At 49.8% G+C, this 18,863-nt stretch carries 16 protein-coding genes; 4 read left to right on the forward strand and 12 right to left on the reverse strand.

Annotated elements, in window-relative coordinates; genetic code table 11:
* Window positions 1–4: 4 nt before the first annotated feature.
* From ACYVBJ_RS01470 to ACYVBJ_RS01510, 9 genes are all read right to left on the reverse strand, one after another.
* Window positions 5–871, reverse strand: coding sequence for an inositol oxygenase family protein (locus tag ACYVBJ_RS01470; RefSeq protein WP_460980528.1), 867 nt, complete (start codon window positions 869–871; stop codon window positions 5–7).
* A gap of 116 nt (window positions 872–987) precedes the next feature.
* Complete coding sequence (locus tag ACYVBJ_RS01475; RefSeq protein ID WP_460980529.1) at window positions 988–2,616, reverse strand: sodium/sugar symporter; 1,629 nt, start codon at window positions 2,614–2,616, stop codon at window positions 988–990.
* A 148-nt stretch (window positions 2,617–2,764) separates the two neighbouring features.
* Window positions 2,765–4,108 carry an acetyl-CoA carboxylase biotin carboxylase subunit gene (accC, locus tag ACYVBJ_RS01480; RefSeq protein ID WP_460980530.1) on the reverse strand — a complete coding sequence of 448 codons (1,344 nt, stop codon included), beginning with the start codon at window positions 4,106–4,108 and terminating at the stop codon, window positions 2,765–2,767.
* 74 nt (window positions 4,109–4,182) lie between these two features.
* Window positions 4,183–4,665: an acetyl-CoA carboxylase biotin carboxyl carrier protein gene (gene accB, locus ACYVBJ_RS01485; RefSeq protein ID WP_460980531.1), complete on the reverse strand. Its 483-nt coding sequence runs from the start codon at window positions 4,663–4,665 to the stop codon at window positions 4,183–4,185.
* A gap of 62 nt (window positions 4,666–4,727) precedes the next feature.
* Window positions 4,728–5,291, reverse strand: coding sequence for an elongation factor P (efp, locus tag ACYVBJ_RS01490; protein WP_460980532.1), 564 nt, complete (start codon window positions 5,289–5,291; stop codon window positions 4,728–4,730).
* A 104-nt stretch (window positions 5,292–5,395) separates the two neighbouring features.
* Window positions 5,396–6,379: a beta-ketoacyl-ACP synthase III gene (locus ACYVBJ_RS01495; protein ID WP_460980533.1), complete on the reverse strand. Its 984-nt coding sequence runs from the start codon at window positions 6,377–6,379 to the stop codon at window positions 5,396–5,398.
* A gap of 57 nt (window positions 6,380–6,436) precedes the next feature.
* Window positions 6,437–7,378, reverse strand: a complete 942-nt coding sequence (gene plsX, locus ACYVBJ_RS01500) for a phosphate acyltransferase PlsX (protein ID WP_460980534.1) — start codon at window positions 7,376–7,378, stop codon at window positions 6,437–6,439.
* Between the two features lie 145 nt (window positions 7,379–7,523).
* Window positions 7,524–7,718 carry a 50S ribosomal protein L32 gene (gene rpmF / locus ACYVBJ_RS01505; protein WP_460976757.1) on the reverse strand — a complete coding sequence of 65 codons (195 nt, stop codon included), beginning with the start codon at window positions 7,716–7,718 and terminating at the stop codon, window positions 7,524–7,526.
* A gap of 108 nt (window positions 7,719–7,826) precedes the next feature.
* Window positions 7,827–8,369, reverse strand: a complete 543-nt coding sequence (locus ACYVBJ_RS01510) for a YceD family protein (RefSeq protein WP_460980535.1) — start codon at window positions 8,367–8,369, stop codon at window positions 7,827–7,829.
* A gap of 387 nt (window positions 8,370–8,756) precedes the next feature.
* On the opposite strand from ACYVBJ_RS01510, the gene ACYVBJ_RS01515 reads away from it, so the two are divergent.
* The 4 genes from ACYVBJ_RS01515 (at window position 8,757) to ACYVBJ_RS01530 (ending at window position 13,647) form a co-directional block, all read left to right on the forward strand.
* A complete protein-coding gene (locus ACYVBJ_RS01515) occupies window positions 8,757–8,966 on the forward strand; it encodes a hypothetical protein (RefSeq protein WP_460980536.1) in 210 nt (69 codons plus the stop codon).
* A 261-nt stretch (window positions 8,967–9,227) separates the two neighbouring features.
* Window positions 9,228–10,742, forward strand: a complete 1,515-nt coding sequence (locus ACYVBJ_RS01520) for a S41 family peptidase (protein ID WP_460980629.1) — start codon at window positions 9,228–9,230, stop codon at window positions 10,740–10,742.
* A 103-nt stretch (window positions 10,743–10,845) separates the two neighbouring features.
* Window positions 10,846–11,388: a 3'-5' exonuclease gene (locus ACYVBJ_RS01525; protein WP_460980537.1), complete on the forward strand. Its 543-nt coding sequence runs from the start codon at window positions 10,846–10,848 to the stop codon at window positions 11,386–11,388.
* A gap of 153 nt (window positions 11,389–11,541) precedes the next feature.
* A complete protein-coding gene (locus ACYVBJ_RS01530) occupies window positions 11,542–13,647 on the forward strand; it encodes a prolyl oligopeptidase family serine peptidase (protein WP_460980630.1) in 2,106 nt (701 codons plus the stop codon).
* 86 nt (window positions 13,648–13,733) lie between these two features.
* On the opposite strand, the gene ACYVBJ_RS01535 is transcribed toward ACYVBJ_RS01530, so the two are convergent.
* From ACYVBJ_RS01535 to ACYVBJ_RS01545, 3 genes are all read right to left on the reverse strand, one after another.
* Window positions 13,734–14,252: a hypothetical protein gene (locus tag ACYVBJ_RS01535; protein ID WP_460980538.1), complete on the reverse strand. Its 519-nt coding sequence runs from the start codon at window positions 14,250–14,252 to the stop codon at window positions 13,734–13,736.
* A 291-nt stretch (window positions 14,253–14,543) separates the two neighbouring features.
* Window positions 14,544–15,413 carry a glycerophosphodiester phosphodiesterase family protein gene (locus tag ACYVBJ_RS01540; RefSeq protein WP_460980539.1) on the reverse strand — a complete coding sequence of 290 codons (870 nt, stop codon included), beginning with the start codon at window positions 15,411–15,413 and terminating at the stop codon, window positions 14,544–14,546.
* A gap of 122 nt (window positions 15,414–15,535) precedes the next feature.
* Window positions 15,536–18,733 carry a TonB-dependent receptor gene (locus ACYVBJ_RS01545; RefSeq protein ID WP_460980540.1) on the reverse strand — a complete coding sequence of 1,066 codons (3,198 nt, stop codon included), beginning with the start codon at window positions 18,731–18,733 and terminating at the stop codon, window positions 15,536–15,538.
* Between the last annotated feature and the right edge of the window lie 130 nt (window positions 18,734–18,863).

Consider the following 18,863-nt stretch of genomic DNA (forward strand, 5'->3'; position numbering starts at 1 on the left):
CGGCTTACAAACGAATGGTTGCCGGTAAGTATTTAGCGATCAACTCTTCATAATACGGCTTTAGCTCGCTCACAACGGGCGGTTTCGGGCTTTTCGAATACAGATCGTATGGGTTGAATTTCCGTACCCAGTTGAACATTTCCCGATCATGATCGTCCATCAGGTGATCATAAGCCTCTTCCCGGTGCTGCGAATAGAACGAGTGGTACCGGATCATGTACAGAGCAGGCTCCGGCAGGTAGTTTTTCGTGATTTGATAGAGATACTCGTCATGACCCCAGGACATGTGCACGTTACGTAATCCGCAGTTTGGCTCGTACACGCCGTACTTCGTGTTGTACCGCTCATCGTGCGCATCGGGGTTGTTGACAAAGTATTCGGGATAAACGATCTTATCCGAATGCTTGCAGCCTACCGGGAACGTATCGCCCACCACGGCCCATTGTGGCTCGCCGAACAAGCACAGCACTTTGCCCATGTCGTGCAAAAAGCCGGTCAGCACGAACCAGTCCGGGTGGCCATCGGCCCGAATGGCTTCGGCCGTTTGCAGCAGGTGCTGAAGCTGGTCGAGATCAGTATCCGGATCGGAATCGTCAACGAGCGTATTCAGGAACTCCATTGCGCCCCAAACTGGCAGCTCTTTCTTGTTGAACGTAAGAAACTCCTTCTCTTTGTTCAGCACAAAGTCGTATGTCTGATACGTATGGTTTAGCCGGTAGAATTCGCGAACGGTGTCGCGTTCCGGGTTATCGTAATTCCGGTATTCCTCTTTTGCCTTGTGTTCGGGCTCTGGATAACGGATTAAAAGGTCATCTTCCCATTGTTCGAGGCTAGCGAGCGGGTTTTGCTGGGTTTCGTTGAAAGCAGTCATGACACGAGCGATCCTTTTTAAAGCGTAAACGTAGCTAAAATTTTAACAGCCAACGGATTGATGGCGGAATTTGTTTTTAAACGCAACAGAATCCGGCGAAAACCAGAACCACCGGCTCACCAGAAAATAGAGTATAACACGGCTAATATGCCAAAAATAACGGCCGACCCCGTAACGAATGAAGGGGATACCCGGAACATTCGGGTGTCTATTATTAAGCCTTTCACTTTAATGGAATCGGTCAGCGATACGCCTACCATGAGCGCTACGTCGATGCAAAACACCCAGGTAGTCCGATGCAAAAACGGGATCGGATCAGCCGAACCACCCAACATGCTGACAACATCAGGCCAGAACTTTAATAACGTCGATAGCGGAATGGTCAGAATCGCTACCGTTAAAGCGGCCCGGTTGGTGGCTCGTTTCCAGAAAAAACCCAGCAGAAAAATAGCAAACACGCCCGGGGTAATAAAATTTGTATACTCCTGAATGTACTGATACACCTGATCGAACGATTGAAGCATCGGGGCCAGCACAATAGCGATGGCAAATGAAACCAGTACGGCCCAGCGCCCAACGTTGACTAGTTTCTGCTCGGACGCGTTTTTGTCAACGTATTTTTTATAGATATCAAGCGTAAAGATGGTCGAGATGGAGTTGCACTTGCCCGCCAGCGACGCTACCACAGCCGCCGTTAGAGCGGCAAAGGCAAGCCCTTTCATGCCTTTCGGCAGCAGATTCATCAACACTGGATACGCGTGGTCGGGCTTCACTATACCCGACGCGTCGGTCATCGCTTCGCGGAACGGCCCACTTTGGTACAGCACAAAGGCGGCAATACCTGGAATCACGACAATCAACGGAATCATCAGCTTCAGAAAAGCGGCAAACAGAATGCCGCTACGGGCTGTTTTTAAGTCAGCGCCTAAGGCGCGCTGGACAATGTACTGGTTGCAACCCCAGTACGATAAGTTGTTGATCCACATGCCCCCCAGTACCAGCGACATACCGGGAAGAGCGTCATAATGAGGGTGTCCTTTCTCTAAAAACATGTGAAAGTGGCTGTCGGCCTGGTTCCGTAAGGCCACCATCCCATTCCAGACACCTGCTGTGCCGGTTTGCTCGGCAACTAATTGCAGCGCCAGATACGTAACAACCAGGCCACCAATTACCAACACAATCACTTGGATTACGTCGGTGTAGCCAATCACTTTCATTCCGCCCAACGTAATGAAAATGGCAAATACAGCTAACCCGATGGTGCAGGCCGTAAATGAAATACCCGCCAGCGATTGGATGGCAATAGCACCCAGATAAAGAATCGAGGTTAAATTCACCAGCACGTACACAACCAGCCAGAACACCGCCAAAATGGTGCTGACGGTATCGCTGTAACGCTGCGCCAGAAACTGCGGCATGGTGTAAATGTGGTTCCTAAGATAGATAGGGATAAAAAACACCGCCACAATGACAAGGGTAGCCGCAGCAATCCATTCGTAAGAGGAAATAGCCAGGCCCATGGCAAATCCGGAACCGGCCATCCCAATAAAATGCTCCGCCGAAATATTGGAAGCAATCAGGGAGGCCCCGATGGCCCACCAGGTCAATGACCCCTCGGCCAAAAAAAACTCCGTGGTGTTAACCTCGCCCGATCGCCTTCGCTGATACACCCAGTAGCCATAGCCTACCACGATGATCAGATACAATAAAAAAACAACGTAGTCGGCGGTGTCAAGGTGGTTCATGAGCGGACTTTGTTACAGTAGTGTACGGTAGCCAAAGTAAACAGAGACCCTTTTTTACCAATCACCCAGTGAATTGACGTGCTCCGGCCACAAAAAAACCCGCCATCCGTATTGATACGGATGGCGGGTTATGTATCTGTTACGTGTATTACAACGTAGAGAAATCGAACGTTTCCAGGAAAGCCGTTGTGAACTGACCTGATTTAAACTTAGGATCGTCCATGAGCTTGATGTGGAAAGGAATAGTTGTCTTTATTCCTTCAATCACGAACTCCTGCAAGGCTCGCTTCATCCGCGTGATTACTTCTTCGCGCGACTGGCCCGACACAATCAGCTTGGCAATCATAGAATCGTAATTCGGAGGTATAGTATAGCCTGCGTATACGTGACTATCTATCCGAACGCCATGTCCACCGGGCAGATGCAGCACCGTAATCTTTCCGGGCGACGGGCGGAATCCATTGGCCGGGTCTTCGGCATTGATGCGGCACTCCATCGCATACAGCTTCGGCGTATAGTTACGTCCCGAAATTTCGGCTCCGGCAGCAACTTTGATCTGCTCTTTAATCAGGTCGAAGTCGGTTACCTCTTCAGTAATCGGGTGCTCTACCTGAATCCGGGTGTTCATCTCCATAAAGTAGAACTTCCCGTGCTTGTCGACCAGGAACTCAATCGTGCCCGCGCCTTCGTAGCCAATCGCCTGTGCGCCTTTAATGGCCGCTTCGCCCATCTGTTCGCGCAGTTCCGGGGATACGATTGGAGACGGCGTTTCTTCTACCAGTTTCTGGTGTCGACGCTGAATAGAGCAGTCCCGTTCCGACAAATGACACACACGCCCGTATTGATCACCAACGATCTGAATCTCGATATGACGCGGTTCCTCAACAAACTTCTCCAGATACAGGCCGTCGTTCCCGAACGCAGCACCGGCTTCGGTCCGGGCGTCGTTCCAGGCTTTCTCGAATTCGCCTTCTGAGCGGATAATCCGCATACCGCGACCTCCGCCCCCGGCGGTTGCCTTCACAATGACCGGATAGCCCATTTCGGCAGAAAGCCTTTTGCCTTGCTCCACCGATTCCAGCAAGCCATCTGAACCAGGAATGACCGGCACGCCCGCAGCCCGCATGGTTGCTTTGGCCGTGGCTTTATCGCCCATACCGTTAATCTGCTCGGCCGTGGCTCCGATGAACTTGATGCCGTAATCCGCGCAGATCTGAGAGAATTCGGCGTTCTCGGACAAAAATCCGTATCCTGGGTGGATAGCGTCAGCTCCTGTCACTTCAGCGGCCGAAATGATGCTCGGAATACTTAAGTATGACTGTTTGCTAACCGGAGGCCCTATACAGACGGCTTCATCAGCAAAACGCACGTGTAGACTATCCCGATCGGCTGTTGAGTAAACAGCCACCGTTTTAATGCCCATCTCCCGACACGTACGGATAATACGTAACGCAATCTCCCCCCGGTTGGCAATAAGGATCTTTTTAAACATATTGAGTGAAAGGCGAAAGAGTGAATGAGTGCGGTTATAAAATCGCTCTTTCACTCACTCACTCTTCCGCTCATTTAAATGGGTTCTACTAAAAACAGCGGCTGGTCGTACTCTACGGGCGTAGCGTTCTCGACGAGCACTTTAACGATACGTCCCGACACTTCGGACTCGATTTCGTTGAACAACTTCATAGCTTCAATGATGCAGACTACCTTACCCTCCGTTACGCTGTCACCCACTTCCACAAACGAGGGCGTATCGGGGTTAGACGACCGGTAGAACGTACCGATCATCGGCGACTTGATGGTAATGTAGTTAGACGTATCCGCTTTGGGAGCTGGAGCGGAAGCAACAGGTTGAGCCGGAGCGGCCTGAGCAGAGGCTACTGGTACTGAGGCAACCGGCGCAGGCGCAGCAGCTACCGGAGTCGGAGCAGCAGGTGCGCCTGCGCCGTATCGTTTGACACTGATCTTGAGATCGCTGGTCTCGATGTTTACCTCATCCAAACCCGACTGCGAGATGAAGTCAATGAGTTGTTGTATGTCTTTTGTATCCATGTATTAGGAGCGAGAAACGAGAAACTGGAAACCAATCGATTCCTACTTCTCACTTCTCAGATTTATTTCACTCGTTCAACGTACTCGCGTGTGCGGGTGTCTACCCGAATTTTTTCGCCGGAATCAATGAAAAGCGGCACCATAATCTTTGCCCCTGATTCAACTTCAACCCGCTTCTTCGGGCTGTTGGCCGTATCACCTTTGATTCCTGGCTCAGCATAAGTTACCTCTAGTTCAACAAATGGCGGCAACTCACACGACAAAGGAACTTCACTCTCCGCATTGATAAGAATTTCGACCTCCTGCCCTTCTTTCATGAGATCAGCGCCTTCAACGAGTTTCTCATCAATGTTAATTTGATCAAACGATTCCTGGTCCATAAAGTTATAGCCAGCTTCGTCTTTATAAAGGTATTGAAACTTCCGACGTTCTACCCGAACCGGATAAATTGTTACGCCCGAGTTGAAGGTATTATCAATTACCCGGCCCGTGGTCAGACTTTTTAATTTCGTGCGCACGAAAGCGGCACCTTTACCCGGCTTAACATGCTGAAATTCTGTGATCTGAAAAAGGTCGTTGTTGAAGTTAATGACTAGTCCGTTCCGGATGTCTGCTGTCGTTGCCATGCGTTATGGTAAATTTGTTGTCATTGATTGTCATGTGTAATATTGCTTGTTTTGATCGCTTATAGTGTCCATCAACGACAGCAATATCTATACATGACTACGTATTAATACGCCCACTTCACGTAGGCGGCTCCCCAGGTAAACCCGCCCCCAAAAGCAGCCAGCACTAAGTTATCGCCTTTTTTCAGCTGCGGCTCGTAATCAAACAGGCACAGAGGAATTGTAGCCGCGGTCGTATTTCCGTATTTGTGAATATTCATCATTACTTTATCGGATTCGATACCCATGCGGTTTGCGGTAGCGTCGATGATCCGTTTATTGGCCTGGTGCGGCACCAGCCAGGCAACATCCGCGCCGGAGAGGTGATTCCGCTCCATGATTTCAGCCGATACGTCAGCCATGTTCTTTACGGCAAACTTAAACACCGAGGGACCGTCCTGATACACGTAGTGCCACCGCTTCTCAACGGTTTCGTGCGTAGGTGGATAACGGCTTCCGCCTGCTTTCTGGAACAGGTGATTCTGACCAACTCCGTCCGAGCGAATAATCGAATCCAATATACCTACTCCTTCAGCATTCGGTTCGAGGAGCACCGCACCGGCCCCATCGCCAAACAGCACACAGGTTGTTCGGTCGGTGTAGTCGACAATAGCCGACATTTTATCGGCACCAACAACAATCACTTTCTGATACTTGCCGCTTTCGATAAATTGCGACCCCACGGTTAAAGCGTATAGAAATCCCGAGCAGGCGGCCTGTATATCGAAACTGCCTACGTTCCGGATGCCAACCATATCGCAGATCAGGTTAGCCGTACATGGGAATACGTAGTCTGGCGTTGTAGTGGCGCAGATAAGGAGATCGACCTCTTCAGGCTTAGTGTTTGTTTTCTCAAGTAAGCCAGCCACCGCCTTAGCGCCCATGTGCGACGACCCCATCCCCTCGCCTTTTAGAATATGCCGTTCCTTTATGCCCGTTCGGGTGGTTATCCATTCGTCGTTCGTATCTACCATGCGCTCTAACTCAGCGTTAGTCAGCACGTAGTCAGGCACGTAGCCGTGAATTCCAGTAATGGCAGCTTTACTCATAAATCGGTGGTATAGGTGCTTAACAGCACACTGTCAGTTAAACACGGGAACCCTCGCTTAAGCGAGGGCCTGTGCAATCTTGATATAAGCATCCGACTCAACTTGCCGAATTGCCAGATTAATCATGTTTTTTATCGCAATCGGCGACGATATACCATGGGCGATGATTACGTTACCATTAACGCCTAGTATCGGACTACCGCCCACCGACTCGTAATTCGTTTTATCCAGGAATTCATCCGATATACCTCGCTCAGAGGCTACCGTATAAAACGACTCTCCCAGTTTAAACATGGTATTACCCGTAAAACCGTCGGTAACAATTACATCGGTTTTACCCGCAAAGAAATCGCCACCTTCGATATTACCGATAAAATTAATGCGCCGGTTATCCTTCAGCAGCTGATGAGCTGCCTGCGCAACCAACGATCCTTTCTGCTCCTCAGAACCAATGTTCATCAGAGCAACCCGGGGCCGTTCGATCCCAAAGATGTATTGAGCGTAGATTGAGCCGACCTCGCCGAATTGGGCTAACATTTCGGGCTTACAGTCGGCATTAGCGCCAATGTCGAGCATTACGGCATGACCGCCGGTAATTTGCGGGACAAACCCCGCTATACAAGGACGTATCACGCCCTCAATGGCTTTAATACTGAAAAGAGCACCTACGTGCATGGCACCCGTGTTGCCAGCACTGCAAAACGCATTCACCTGCCCATCCTTCAAAAGTTTAAACCCAACTCCGATGCTGGAATTGGGCTTCTGAGAGAGCGCTTTGGTTGGGTGCTCACTCATGTCAATAACATCCTCAGCGTTAACCAATTCAATATTGGCTATCGCTTCAGCAGCGTACTGACGAACTAACTCCTGCACAATGGACTGCCTGCCAATCAGCACGATAGTTATGCCTTGCGGCAATTCAGCAGCGGCCATTACAACTCCTTTCACAATTGCGTCGGGAGCGAAATCACCCCCCATTGCGTCCACTGCAATCTTCATTGACTCTAGTTGTTCAACACCTCCCCGCTTAACGGGGTTACTAAAAAATACGCGTAAAAATAGGGAGGTAGTGGGCAATAAAAAAGTATTTCACGTTCATCTTCAACAAGACGTCGGTGAAATACTTTTTATAAATCAATGATAATTAGGCCGTTTTGGCGTAATTCTCGACAATCATTTGCCCTTTATAGAACAGATTACCTTCAAAAACGTGGGCGTGGTGACGCTCGTGAACTTCGCCGGTTTGGGCGTCGGTTGACAACGTTACAGCGGATGCCTTGTAATGCGTTCTGCGCTTATCGCGCCGGGTGCTCGAGTGGCGCCGTTTGGGGTGTGCCATAGCTAAATATATCGTTTTTGGTTTACAGTTGTCAGTTTTTGATGATTCTGGTCACTCGTATACCTTCTTAGAATCTATAGAATTATCTGAAACTAAGACGGCTCTCTATTAATTATCACTCAATTTGCGCAAAGCGGCCCAGCGTGGATCAACGGCTGGCTGGTCAGTGTTTTCGTCGTCTGGTTCAGGGTCCGAACGGTAAATTAATTTACCGTTTACGTCATCGTCGGCATCCTCTTCATCCCGAAAGCGCGGGTGGAGACGCTTCATGGGCAAGGATAAACTCAGAAACTCGAATACGTACCGGGCAACGTTGATGGTCGCCGTTCCTCGTTCGATAAGCTCAATTTCATCGCTTAACTCTTCGTTATGATCACCGAATTTTAACAGCATACGCTGTAGGGTATCGACTGGTTCATCATAACAATCGAGGCTGCGATCACAAGTCTGTTCGACTGTACCGGTGATGTGAAAATCCAGCCGGATCATGGTTTCAGACTTATCGAGAATCAGATGCGTGTGCACGTTCCCCTTTTCGATCAGATCCTGCTCCAGAGCCGCAAAAAACGCATCGTCCGACGTAAAGTCGTATTCATAGCGCTTGTTTTCCAAGCCTATAATATTAATGTCGTATGCGCGTAATACGTTCACCTCGTATCTCCTTCCAAAATAAGACCGCAAAGGTACGAAACGTTTGTCAATCAGGAAAGTGCTTGGCGTAAATTTCTAAATAGCCGCCAATTATGCGCAGGATAGCCAACTTTATCCACTCGATGCTGGACCTGCTCAACAGCGTGGTTTTTTAGCGAACCCGTTTACTACGTAATGGAGAGCTGTGAAAGATAAGGCTGATTTCTTAAAAGTCATGGAAGCTGGCAGCAGTAAACCCGACCCCTGTTTAATGTATCTCCCGGTCGCTGACCCTTTGGAATCTGTTCAGGAGTTGTCAGAAGCAATAAAAATCTGACCTCTTAATTACGTACCTAAATAACCATACTGCTCTAAATTGGGTTATTTAGGCCTAACTATTCTATAGCTATGGCCCAATATCAACTCGTCGAGAAACACGCTATCGAACACCACAATGAATATTATGAGGTACGCATCACTCAGGAAGGCGATCATCCGGAGAGTCTTTTCTTTATCACAAACGAGGAAAATCTGGAGGATGTGGCGGCCGATATTATTGCAGACCACAAACCTGGCGTTAAGCACTGGACAATAGTTCCCCATCGGAAAGATGAGTAGCTCGCGTTCTACGTGCTGTAAACTTGTATTTTATACGTAATGCCCTGTTAAATTTTGTTTGTTCAAATGGTAGCTACGTGCGTCAACAGCCCTGAAAAAGAATAAGTTATTTGTTTATAACTAATAAGCGCCCATTCATCACAAACAAAATTTAATAGGGTTTCAAACAATTCCTATTGATAATAGTTGCGCCAAATCTTATCTTCACAGAACAAATAGAGTCCCGCTTGCTAAAGCGGGTGAACACCGTGACGTTGAATGATGAAGATTGGCCGAATTCTATTGTGTTCGGGTTTGCTGATCGGACTATGTAACCTGATCGCTCCCGCCCAACCCCTTACTCCTGAACAAGCTCGTACTGACTTAAGCTATCTCAAACGCAAGCTCGACTTGCTGCATCCTGGCATGGGCTATTACACCCCACAGCCACGGATGGAGCAGCTTTACGACTCACTATACAATTGTCTGACGGCTCCAGTCGACTATTTATCGTTCTTCCGTCACGTTAGCCCTCTCATCACCGCCATAAAAGACGGGCATACGAATCTGAATCACCGGAAGAGCTTTATTAACAAACAAACCCGGTACATACCGTTTTACATCCGGCCCGTCGGAGATCAATACTACATCAGCCACAACGTATCGGCGGATACGAGTCTGCACCGGGGAACGGAACTGCTGACCATCAACGGACGTAGCGTTGGCGATATGCACGACGAGTTGATGAAGTCAGACCACTCGGGCTCTGATGGGGATAACGTAACGGGCCGTCGCCAGTGGAGCCTTGTCCAATTTGCTGACTATTATGCAGCCTGGTACGGGTCGGCGGATTCGGTTCGCATCACCTATCGGCTCCCCGGCGATACAACCGTTCGCCAAGCACGCCTGGCTTGCCCTAACCTGGCGGGATTCCGCACGATGATGCACCGCCGATACCAGTCCGAAATTGACCATCGCCCCAATGTATCGGTGCGGATCGTTGATTCACTTACGCATACGGCCGTGTTACGAGTAGCCTCGTTTATGGGTCCGAAGAAGACAGACCCTTTTCAACTGGCGTTTAACCGGAGGTTGAAAAAGGCGTTTAAGCAACTACGCAGCGAGAACGTACAAAACCTGGTGATTGACATGCAGGGGAACGGCGGTGGCGTTGTACTGAATTCGGCCCGGCTGCTGCGTTACTGGATGCCTAAACCGTTTACCATCATGGAGCATGAAGAGATGAAACGGGCCGCCCGTGCCGAACTGGTTACGCGTTGGAACCCGATATCAGCTATCAACTTTAGCCTCCAGTATAAATCTACCAACGCGGGTGGTTTCGCGAGTCGTTCAGCGCGTCGGCGTTATCGGCCGAAGCACAACAACGCGTTTAAGGGCAATATTTATTTCCTAGTCAATGGCGCGTCGTTCTCGGCAACGACATCGGTTCTGGCCAAGACGCTGGATGCCGGTATGGGTACGTTCGTTGGCGAGGCCAGTGGTAGTGCGTATTGGGGGGATTTCGCGGGCCATTTTAAAACTGTCACCTTACCCAATTCACGAATTCAGGTTCGTATTCCGCTCAAAAAACTGACCCATGCCGTTACGGCCGATCGGGCAAACGGATTTACGGTCGAGCCTGATTTTACGGTTACCCGCAGTTATGAAGACCTGCTCCGGAACCGCGATTACGTACTCGATTATACGCTTGGGCTCATTCGGCAAGGCGTTGTGGCCCGGCCCGGCCGCGACGTACAACCGATTAAAGCCCGCTCTTTACAAGCGTCTCTCCAGTAATCAGGTATAGCGACAAGCTTTTCCGCTTTTATCATAAAATAAGGTGTAGCCGAACTCATTGCTTAGCCACCTCTGTTTATTCGCTACAGATAACCGTGCTTTTGTGTATTGTATAATTGACGTTGAAACTACGGGAGGCATAAAGGGAGCAACGCGCCTGACCGAAATTGCCATTTTTCGCCACGACGGCCAGCAGGTTGTCGATTCGTTCCACTCTCTGCTCAATCCTGGCTGTTCAATTCCGCCTTTTATTCGCCAACTGACCGGAATTACGGATGAGATGGTGGCCGATGCCCCTACCTTTGCCGACGTAGCAGCCCAGGTGATAGACATAACCCAGGACGCTATTTTTGTGGCGCACAACGTCAGTTTCGACTTCAATTTTATCAAGAAAGAATTAAACTGGCTGGGGCACGACTTCCTGCGCCGAACGCTTTGTACCGTTCGTATGAGCCGTAAACTAATTCCGGGTCACCCTTCCTATAGCCTGGGAAAGCTCTGCCGCTCGCTTGAAATACCACTTAACGGCCGCCACCGAGCCCAGGGTGATGCAGCCGCAACGGTGCTGCTGTTCGAGATGCTTTTACGTAACGACTCGCAGGGGCTGATTCCCCGTGTTGGCCCTCGTCAGGAACTGCTCATCTGAGTTTTCGTTGGTTCTTTATCGGCTGGCCATATAATCTGGAATAAACTTCTCATTTCTACCTACTAAAGCGCTAGCTTAGTAAACTGATTGCGTCTATATTCTTCTTCAACGCTTAGTCTCATGCATGTTTCTAACTCAATCCGACTGCTCCTTATGTTGAGTTCGTCTGTAGCAATGGCCCAAACCGGGGGTCCGTTCAACTACCCCAAAGCGCGTAAAACCGATCAGGCTGATACGTACCACGGCACTCAGGTCGCTGACCCTTATCGCTGGCTCGAAGATGACCGTTCAGCCGAAACCGCGGACTGGGTCAAAGCTGAGAACAAGGTTACGTTTGACTACCTGGCGCAGATTCCGTACCGCAAACAATTACAAACCCGGCTTGAACAGGTTTATAATTACCCGAAGTACTCAGCGCCCAGCCGGAAAGGAGATTGGTTTTACTTCTCCAAAAACGATGGCTTGCAGAATCAAGCCGTTTTATACCGCCAGAAGGGCCTTGATGGCAAGCCGGAACTGGTGATCGACCCGAACAAGCTATCGGCTGACGGTACAACTCGGCTGGGAGCATTCTCGTTGTCCAAAGACGGTAAACACGCCGTTGTTGGCCTCTCAAAAGGTGGATCAGACTGGCAGGAATACCAGATCATGGACCTCGCCACCAAGCAGTATCTGCCCGAAAAAATCGAGTGGGTTAAAGTATCGGGCGCAGCCTGGCAGGGCGACGGGTTTTATTACAGCCGGTATCCTAAGCCCGAAGGAAGCGCACTGGCCGCTAAAAATGAGAACCACCAGGTTTTTTATCACAAGCTGAATACCCCACAGTCGGCAGACCGGCTTGTGTACGAAGACGCAAAAAATCCGCAGCGCTTCCATATTGTGAGCACAACCGACGACGAACGCTTTGCGCTGTTGTCCATCAGTGACCGCGGTCAGGGGAAAGACGGGAACGCCTTATTCTTTATGGATGCGCAAGGCGGGCAAAAAACGTTTAGGCCCGTGGTAGCCGACGTAACGGATTTCAGCTACGGCGTTGTCGACAATGATGGCGACCGGCTTCTGATTTTAACCAATGAGAAAGCCCCAAACAGCAAAGTTGTTGCCTTCGATACCAAAAAGGAAGCCTTCACTACGTTGATTGCTGAACGGCCTGAGCCCATCACTGAAGGTGGCGTTAGTGCAGCTGGCAAAAAACTCTTCGTTGAATACTCGAAAGACGTAGCGTCGCAGGTGCAGGTGTATGATTACGCTGGTAAGCTGGAAAACGAAATTCAACTGCCTGCCATCGGCTCAGCTGGCGGATTCGGGGGCGAGAAAGACGACAAGTTTGTGTTCTATACGTTCACCTCGTTTACCTTCCCGCCGACCATCTACCGCTACGATATTGCTACCCGGAAAAGTAGCGTGTTCCGGGCACCAGAAGTTGATTTTAAGCCGACCGACTACGAAACGAAGCAAGTATTCTATACAAGTAAAGACGGAACGAAAGTACCGATGTTCCTAACGTATCGGAAAGGACTCAAACTGGATGGTACTAATCCTACCCTACTGTATGGATATGGCGGATTCAACGTTAGTTTACCACCTGCCTTTAGTCCATTCCGGATTCCATTTCTGGAGCAGGGGGGCGTGTATGCGCAGGCCAATCTGCGGGGAGGCAGCGAATACGGTGAAAAATGGCACGAGCAGGGCATGAAACTCAAGAAGCAGAACGTATTCGATGACTTTATTGCAGCTGCTGAATACCTGATTGCGCAGAAATACACCAGCCCGGCGAAACTGGCCGTTCAGGGTGGCTCAAATGGCGGTTTGCTCGTAGGAGCCGTCATGAACCAGCGGCCCGATCTATTCCGCGTCGCCATTCCACAAGTAGGGGTTATGGATATGCTGCGGTTTCACAAGTTTACCATTGGCTGGAACTGGATTGCCGATTACGGCAGCAGCGATAATGCCGATGAGTTCAAGGCGCTTCATGCGTATTCGCCCCTGCATAACCTGAAAGCAGGAATCGATTATCCGGCAACGCTGATCACCACCGCCGATCATGACGACCGGGTTGTGCCAGCCCACTCGTTTAAGTACGCGGCTACGTTGCAGGATGTGTATAAAGGCCAGAACCCGGTATTGATCCGTATCGATACCAACTCGGGACATGGAGCCAGCAACACCAAAAAAAACATCGAGACAACCGCCGATATCTACTCCTTCATTCTGTGGAATATGGGCGTCCGAAGCCTGCGGGAAGTAGCCGAAAAATAACCGCTGACACTAGCCATACATGCAAAACGCCCCATCTGAATCAGATGGGGCGTTTTGCATGTATATTTCCTAAAGGTATTTACTGACTATTGACCCAGCTTGAAGGTAACCCCGATTTTGAGTGTAGAAAGGCTAGATCCTAATTCGGCAAATCCACCGACATTATCGCTGAAGAAGTAACGGCCACCAAGGTGGATCGGCACGTAGACGGCACCGTAGTTGTCGAGGTAACCACCATACGAGAACGAGAAGTAAGAAAGGCCTAAACCAGCATACAAATCAGCTTTATCGGTAGATAAGTTCAGTAATTCGTTGAAGTGGTATGAACCGCGTGCACCAATGTCGAACGAATTATATTTGTAGGTACCTACGCTTCCGTAGCTTCTGTAACCGGCCACTGCCCCTACAGTAATGTTTTTGGTCACACCGAAGTCAGCAGCTGCGGTGAAAGCAATGCCGCTGCTACCTGTGTAGTAACCATAACCACCTACGCCGATACCGAGGTTTATAAACTTGGTGCCCTTATCAACGGCCAACTGGGCAAACGATTGAGTTCCGGCTAATAAACCGAGAACTAACAAAAATGAGAAGTGAAATTTTTTCATTGTGGTACAATTGATTTGTGTTTAACTGGGGACAAATTAACGTTGATTCGTATTGGCTATCAAACTGCCTAGCGAGTCACTTATTAATCGGTCATTTAGTCGCCCAATGCAGTAGACAAGGAAACACACTATTGTAAATCAACACATTATCCACCCTAATCAAATAGAATATGTACCTATTAATCATTGAATTAGAGGGCAAAATAATTGTAATTCATTGAGTAACCGGTCAAAAAGAAAGGTAAGCCCGTAGCTTACCTTTTCTTCTTTATCAGGCAGGCTGTTGTTTCACTATTGAAACAGGTTAGGATAATCGGTAATAATACCGTCTACCCCTAACGCGATCAGGCTGTCAATCTCGGGTTTTGTATTTACCGTCCAGGGAATAATCAGCATCCCCCCCGCGTGCGAAGCCTTTACGGTTTCGCTAGTAACCGTTTTGTAATACGGACTGTATGCATACGGCGTAAAGCCTAATGTAGCCAGGTTGTCGGCCAGCGTTTTTCCGTTCATCGTCAGATACGCCAGCGGCACGTCGGGTGCCTGCTTATGAATAAGTTGTAAGGGCCGTACGTCAAACGATTGAATGTTGTACCGCTTGCTGCCCAGCTTCTTCTGAGTGATGGCAAGCACCCGATCAACAAACTCCTGCGGAGCGGGGTGATACATGCCATCCGTCTGCGGACTGCACTTTATCTCAATATTGTACATGGGCAACGGCATCCCTTTTGCTTTTGCATAGGCGTCAACCGAATCGATCAGTTCAGCCAGTAGCGGCTTATAGGCCCGCAACTTTTGCTGCTGCCCAAACTGCGGATGCGGTTTGCTGCCTACGTCGAACTTCTTAATATCGGCATACGTCAGCTTATATAGGTTAATAGTCTTTTGCTCGTCGGCAGTAACCGGCATTCCGTCGGGTTTCAGCGATATATCAGTCGCCATGTACGTGTCATGCGACACGACAACCTGCTTATCCTGCGAGATTACTACGTCCAGTTCCAGCGTTTTAACGCCCAGATCAAGGGCTTTTTTCATGGCCGGAATGGTATTTTCCGGCATCAGTCCCCGGCAGCCCCGGTGCCCCTGCTTGTCAAGCTGGCTTTGAGCAATCAGTTGCTGTGACCACAGCAGCAGCGATAGAAGTCCTAACGTTTTACGCATTTGAATTTGGTGGCTTAAACATCATGGGTGCTGTTGATGCGGGAGAGCCTCATCAATAGAACCCATAATGTCAACTGTACATTAAGTCAGCTTACTTGTTTCTTTACTTACATTGTCCCCTTTTAGAAGCTATACCGAGCGCCTAGCTGAACCTGATAAGGGTTACCGGATGGCGTAACTACCCCCGCCGTATTGACCCGGTACACAAACCGTTGGTTCGTCTTGTCGAAGCCGTCAACCGCTGGCGACGTGCTGGTCCGGGGAATACCTAACGCGTACAAGGCCTGGTTGCCCAGCGACTTGTTTACCCCCCAGCTCTTATTCAGGAAGTTCGCAAAATTGAATATGTCGGCGGATACGTCGATGCTGTGGCTTTTATAAATTCGGAACCGCTTGCTGGCGCGTACGTCGAATATGCCGTAGAAGCCGTTGATGCCGCCATTTCGCTCCGCCATCTGGCCCCCGTATTTGAGAATATAGTCTTTAATGCTCTGACTGGCATTCGGATTATCCAGAATAGCCTGAAGGCCGGTTTTTACGTTGGCTGGCGTGGTCTCGCTGGTTCGGTCAAAAATAAAGGCCAGATCGTTTGTACCCGCCACGAAGTCGGCATTACTGTTTGCTCCGGACAGTAGCGAGTAGCGGGTGCCCCCAATGCCCGAATACCGAACGCCCACCGTAATACCATAGAACGAAGGCAACGTACCATAGAAGACGACCTTGTGCCGGAACTGGTTGTCGGAATAGGACATTCGGCTCAGATTGCGCGGATCATCTTTTACCGGCAGCGACAGTGTGGCCGTGTTTGCTACGTTCCCGTTGTAGGAGGTATTATCCTTTGTGTCGTTGTAGGTATAGCTGGCCGTAAATTCACCGTCTTTGAAATACTGATACGTAGCATCGGCCACAAACGCAAACTGGTTGACTTTTCCTTTGCTGTTCAGCTCCAGCACCCGACCCAGTTTCTGGCTGATCCGTCCCTGCAACCAGTCACCCGACCCGTTGGCGGGCATTGAATTGAGGGGGACATACACACCCCGATTATCTTCGTTCGCCAGTCTAAAGAATGGATCAGTTACCATGTTCCGGTCAACGTACATATAGTTATTACGTCCGAGCGTCATGAATCCAGCCAGACTCACGCGCAGCTTGTCCGTTACGTACCGCGTATAGGAAATATTGGCTTTATACATCACCGGTACGCGGGCATCGGTTCCGGTTAAGTTGATCGTAGGTAATTGATAAGCTGCCAAACCTGGGATGCTCGCATAGTTCGCGCGGTAAGCCGCAAAATCAGGCGTTGGTACGGCGGCTCCGCGTACGTCTACCGTAGCCAGGTGCTTTCCGTCAAACGTGAGGTTATTAATGATGGCATAGTTGTTTATATCGGAAGCGAAAATTCCGGCCCCAAACCGAACGATGTCCCGACGCTGATCATTGATATCCCAGGTAAGCTGCAGCCGGGGCTGGGCAATGAATGATTTCAGCTTATTATCGGTACGCAATTTAAGCTCGTCAAATACTACTTGATTGAACGGAGCCGTTGGGTAATGCGCGTAGTCGAAGCGTAGACCAGCCGTCATGTCTAAGCCCGGTGCCAGTCGGGTACTCATCTGGCCGTAAGCGCCCGCGTTCCAGGTCTTACCGCGCACGCTCCAGTCATCCATCAGCGGCACCTCGCGGTAGTAGCGGTAAGGCTGCAGCCGATCGAACTTGTCGAGAGCTGTCAGGTTACCATCAACGGTGTAGTGGAAGCGGCCGTTTACTTCACTCCCGTAGACCGACCATGCATTGGTGTACATCAGGTCTACGCCAAAGGTAAACTGCGCTTTATCGGTGTTGTAATACAGATTATTAACCAGTTGCAGGACGTTGTTTTTGAATCCTTCCTGCGCGAAGCGGTGGCCACCCATCTGAATATTGGTTGAGCGATTGGCTCCATCCACCGTCGACACAACATTTTCAACGATTGCCCGCGGAATATTCGCCGAGGGCAGCTGATCGCCCGGACTGCTTTTCTGATACGTATACAAGTGCTGAAGTTTCAACTCGTTGGTAACGCGCGGATTCAGCGACGAGCGCAGGGTAGCCAGAAAGCTGTTGTCCCAGTTGAAGTCATTGCCGTACGATTCATAGATGTTGATCGACGTATTATCCTCCAACCCCAGCTTGTTCCGGTCGCTGGTGAAGTTGTTGCGGATAGTCAACAGATTTTTGGGATTGATTTGCCAGTCGATCCGGGCAAACGCAGCATCGGAGCCTCGGTTCTTGTCGAACGTACCGTACTGGGGCGTATTGGCAACTCCGTATTTCGTACGGGCAATGTTCACAAACTGATCCAGCGTGGTTCTGGTCACGTTAAATCGGCTTTCGTCAGTGGGCGTTTGCACATCGGCAATAATCAGCGGACGCGAATCCTGCTGGTGGTCCCACACCACAAAAAAGTGCAGCTTATCTTTGATGATAGGTCCGCCCAGCGAAAAGCCGAACTGGTTCGTTGAGAACGGATTGTTGCGTTTGTTTCCCCGAATATCGTATTGGCTCGATAACCAGTTAGCACGGGTGTAGTTGAAAATACTTCCGCTCAGTTTGTTCGTACCCGCCTTCGTAACGGCGCTAACGATACCTCCACCACTACGTCCATACACAACGTCATACTGGTTGGTGATCACCTTAAACTCCCGAACAGCTTCGATAGAGATGGAATACGGAGCCCCGCTCCGGCTCGTAGTTGCCCCGGCCGAGGTTGGATTCTTGGCGGTCATCCCGTCAATGGTGTAGTTGGTCGACGAGCCAAGCTGGCCCGACAGGTTGCCTCCCCGGCTCAAGGGCGACAGGTCCGTTAACGACGTAAAGTTCCGGCCGTTGACGGGCAGCGAAGCGATGGATTTGGCCGAAACAGCCGTGGCAGCCCCCAGATTTTCGATTTTATTTTTCAGTCCGGAAGCCACAACCTGTACCACTTCAAGGGTTTGACCGCCTTCTTCCATGTTTAGGTTTATCCGGATGGCATCGCCCTGGTTGAGTGCATAACCCGTTCGTTTTTGTTCGCCCAGGCCCACGAACGTAACGCGTATGGTGTAAGGTCCGCCTAAAGGCAGCTCCTTGAATAAATATTCGCCCAGAACATTCGTAACGGTTCCCGTAGTAAAGCCGGTTGACTCATTGCGGACCTGAACTGTTGCCCCCGGCAGTGGCCCTTTGTTATTCTCGGTAACGATTCCCGATATAGATGCCTGAGTGGTTTGAGCCAGCGTTTCAAGAAGGCCAAAACACACCAAGAAAAGCACCAGCATACTGGAAAGTAAATACTTCTTCATGCAGCAGATTGTAAAAAAATTTTCGACTGCAAAGAGAATACAATTGTGTTACCCCCATGTTACCGGCCTATTATCGAATTATAACCAATCAACCCGCGCCGTTAATCCAGACGATGTTTACAGCCCGATG

The organism is Spirosoma fluminis, assembly GCF_054778895.1.

What these genes read in the sequence shown, in the direction of transcription:
- ACYVBJ_RS01475 (WP_460980529.1), bottom strand. Translation starts at nt 2,616, where the DNA reads ATGAACCACCTTGACACCGCCGACTACGTTGTTTTTTTATTGTATCTG.
- accB (WP_460980531.1), bottom strand. Translation starts at nt 4,665, where the DNA reads ATGGATACAAAAGACATACAACAACTCATTGACTTCATCTCGCAGTCG.
- ACYVBJ_RS01515 (WP_460980536.1), top strand. Translation starts at nt 8,757, where the DNA reads ATGGCCCAATATCAACTCGTCGAGAAACACGCTATCGAACACCACAAT.
- rpmF (WP_460976757.1), bottom strand. Translation starts at nt 7,718, where the DNA reads ATGGCACACCCCAAACGGCGCCACTCGAGCACCCGGCGCGATAAGCGC.
- efp (WP_460980532.1), bottom strand. Translation starts at nt 5,291, where the DNA reads ATGGCAACGACAGCAGACATCCGGAACGGACTAGTCATTAACTTCAAC.
- ACYVBJ_RS01470 (WP_460980528.1), bottom strand. Translation starts at nt 871, where the DNA reads ATGACTGCTTTCAACGAAACCCAGCAAAACCCGCTCGCTAGCCTCGAA.
- ACYVBJ_RS01520 (WP_460980629.1), top strand. Translation starts at nt 9,228, where the DNA reads ATGAAGATTGGCCGAATTCTATTGTGTTCGGGTTTGCTGATCGGACTA.
- ACYVBJ_RS01495 (WP_460980533.1), bottom strand. Translation starts at nt 6,379, where the DNA reads ATGAGTAAAGCTGCCATTACTGGAATTCACGGCTACGTGCCTGACTAC.
- ACYVBJ_RS01545 (WP_460980540.1), bottom strand. Translation starts at nt 18,733, where the DNA reads ATGAAGAAGTATTTACTTTCCAGTATGCTGGTGCTTTTCTTGGTGTGT.
- plsX (WP_460980534.1), bottom strand. Translation starts at nt 7,378, where the DNA reads ATGAAGATTGCAGTGGACGCAATGGGGGGTGATTTCGCTCCCGACGCA.
- ACYVBJ_RS01540 (WP_460980539.1), bottom strand. Translation starts at nt 15,413, where the DNA reads ATGCGTAAAACGTTAGGACTTCTATCGCTGCTGCTGTGGTCACAGCAA.
- ACYVBJ_RS01530 (WP_460980630.1), top strand. Translation starts at nt 11,542, where the DNA reads ATGTTGAGTTCGTCTGTAGCAATGGCCCAAACCGGGGGTCCGTTCAAC.
- accC (WP_460980530.1), bottom strand. Translation starts at nt 4,108, where the DNA reads ATGTTTAAAAAGATCCTTATTGCCAACCGGGGGGAGATTGCGTTACGT.
- ACYVBJ_RS01535 (WP_460980538.1), bottom strand. Translation starts at nt 14,252, where the DNA reads ATGAAAAAATTTCACTTCTCATTTTTGTTAGTTCTCGGTTTATTAGCC.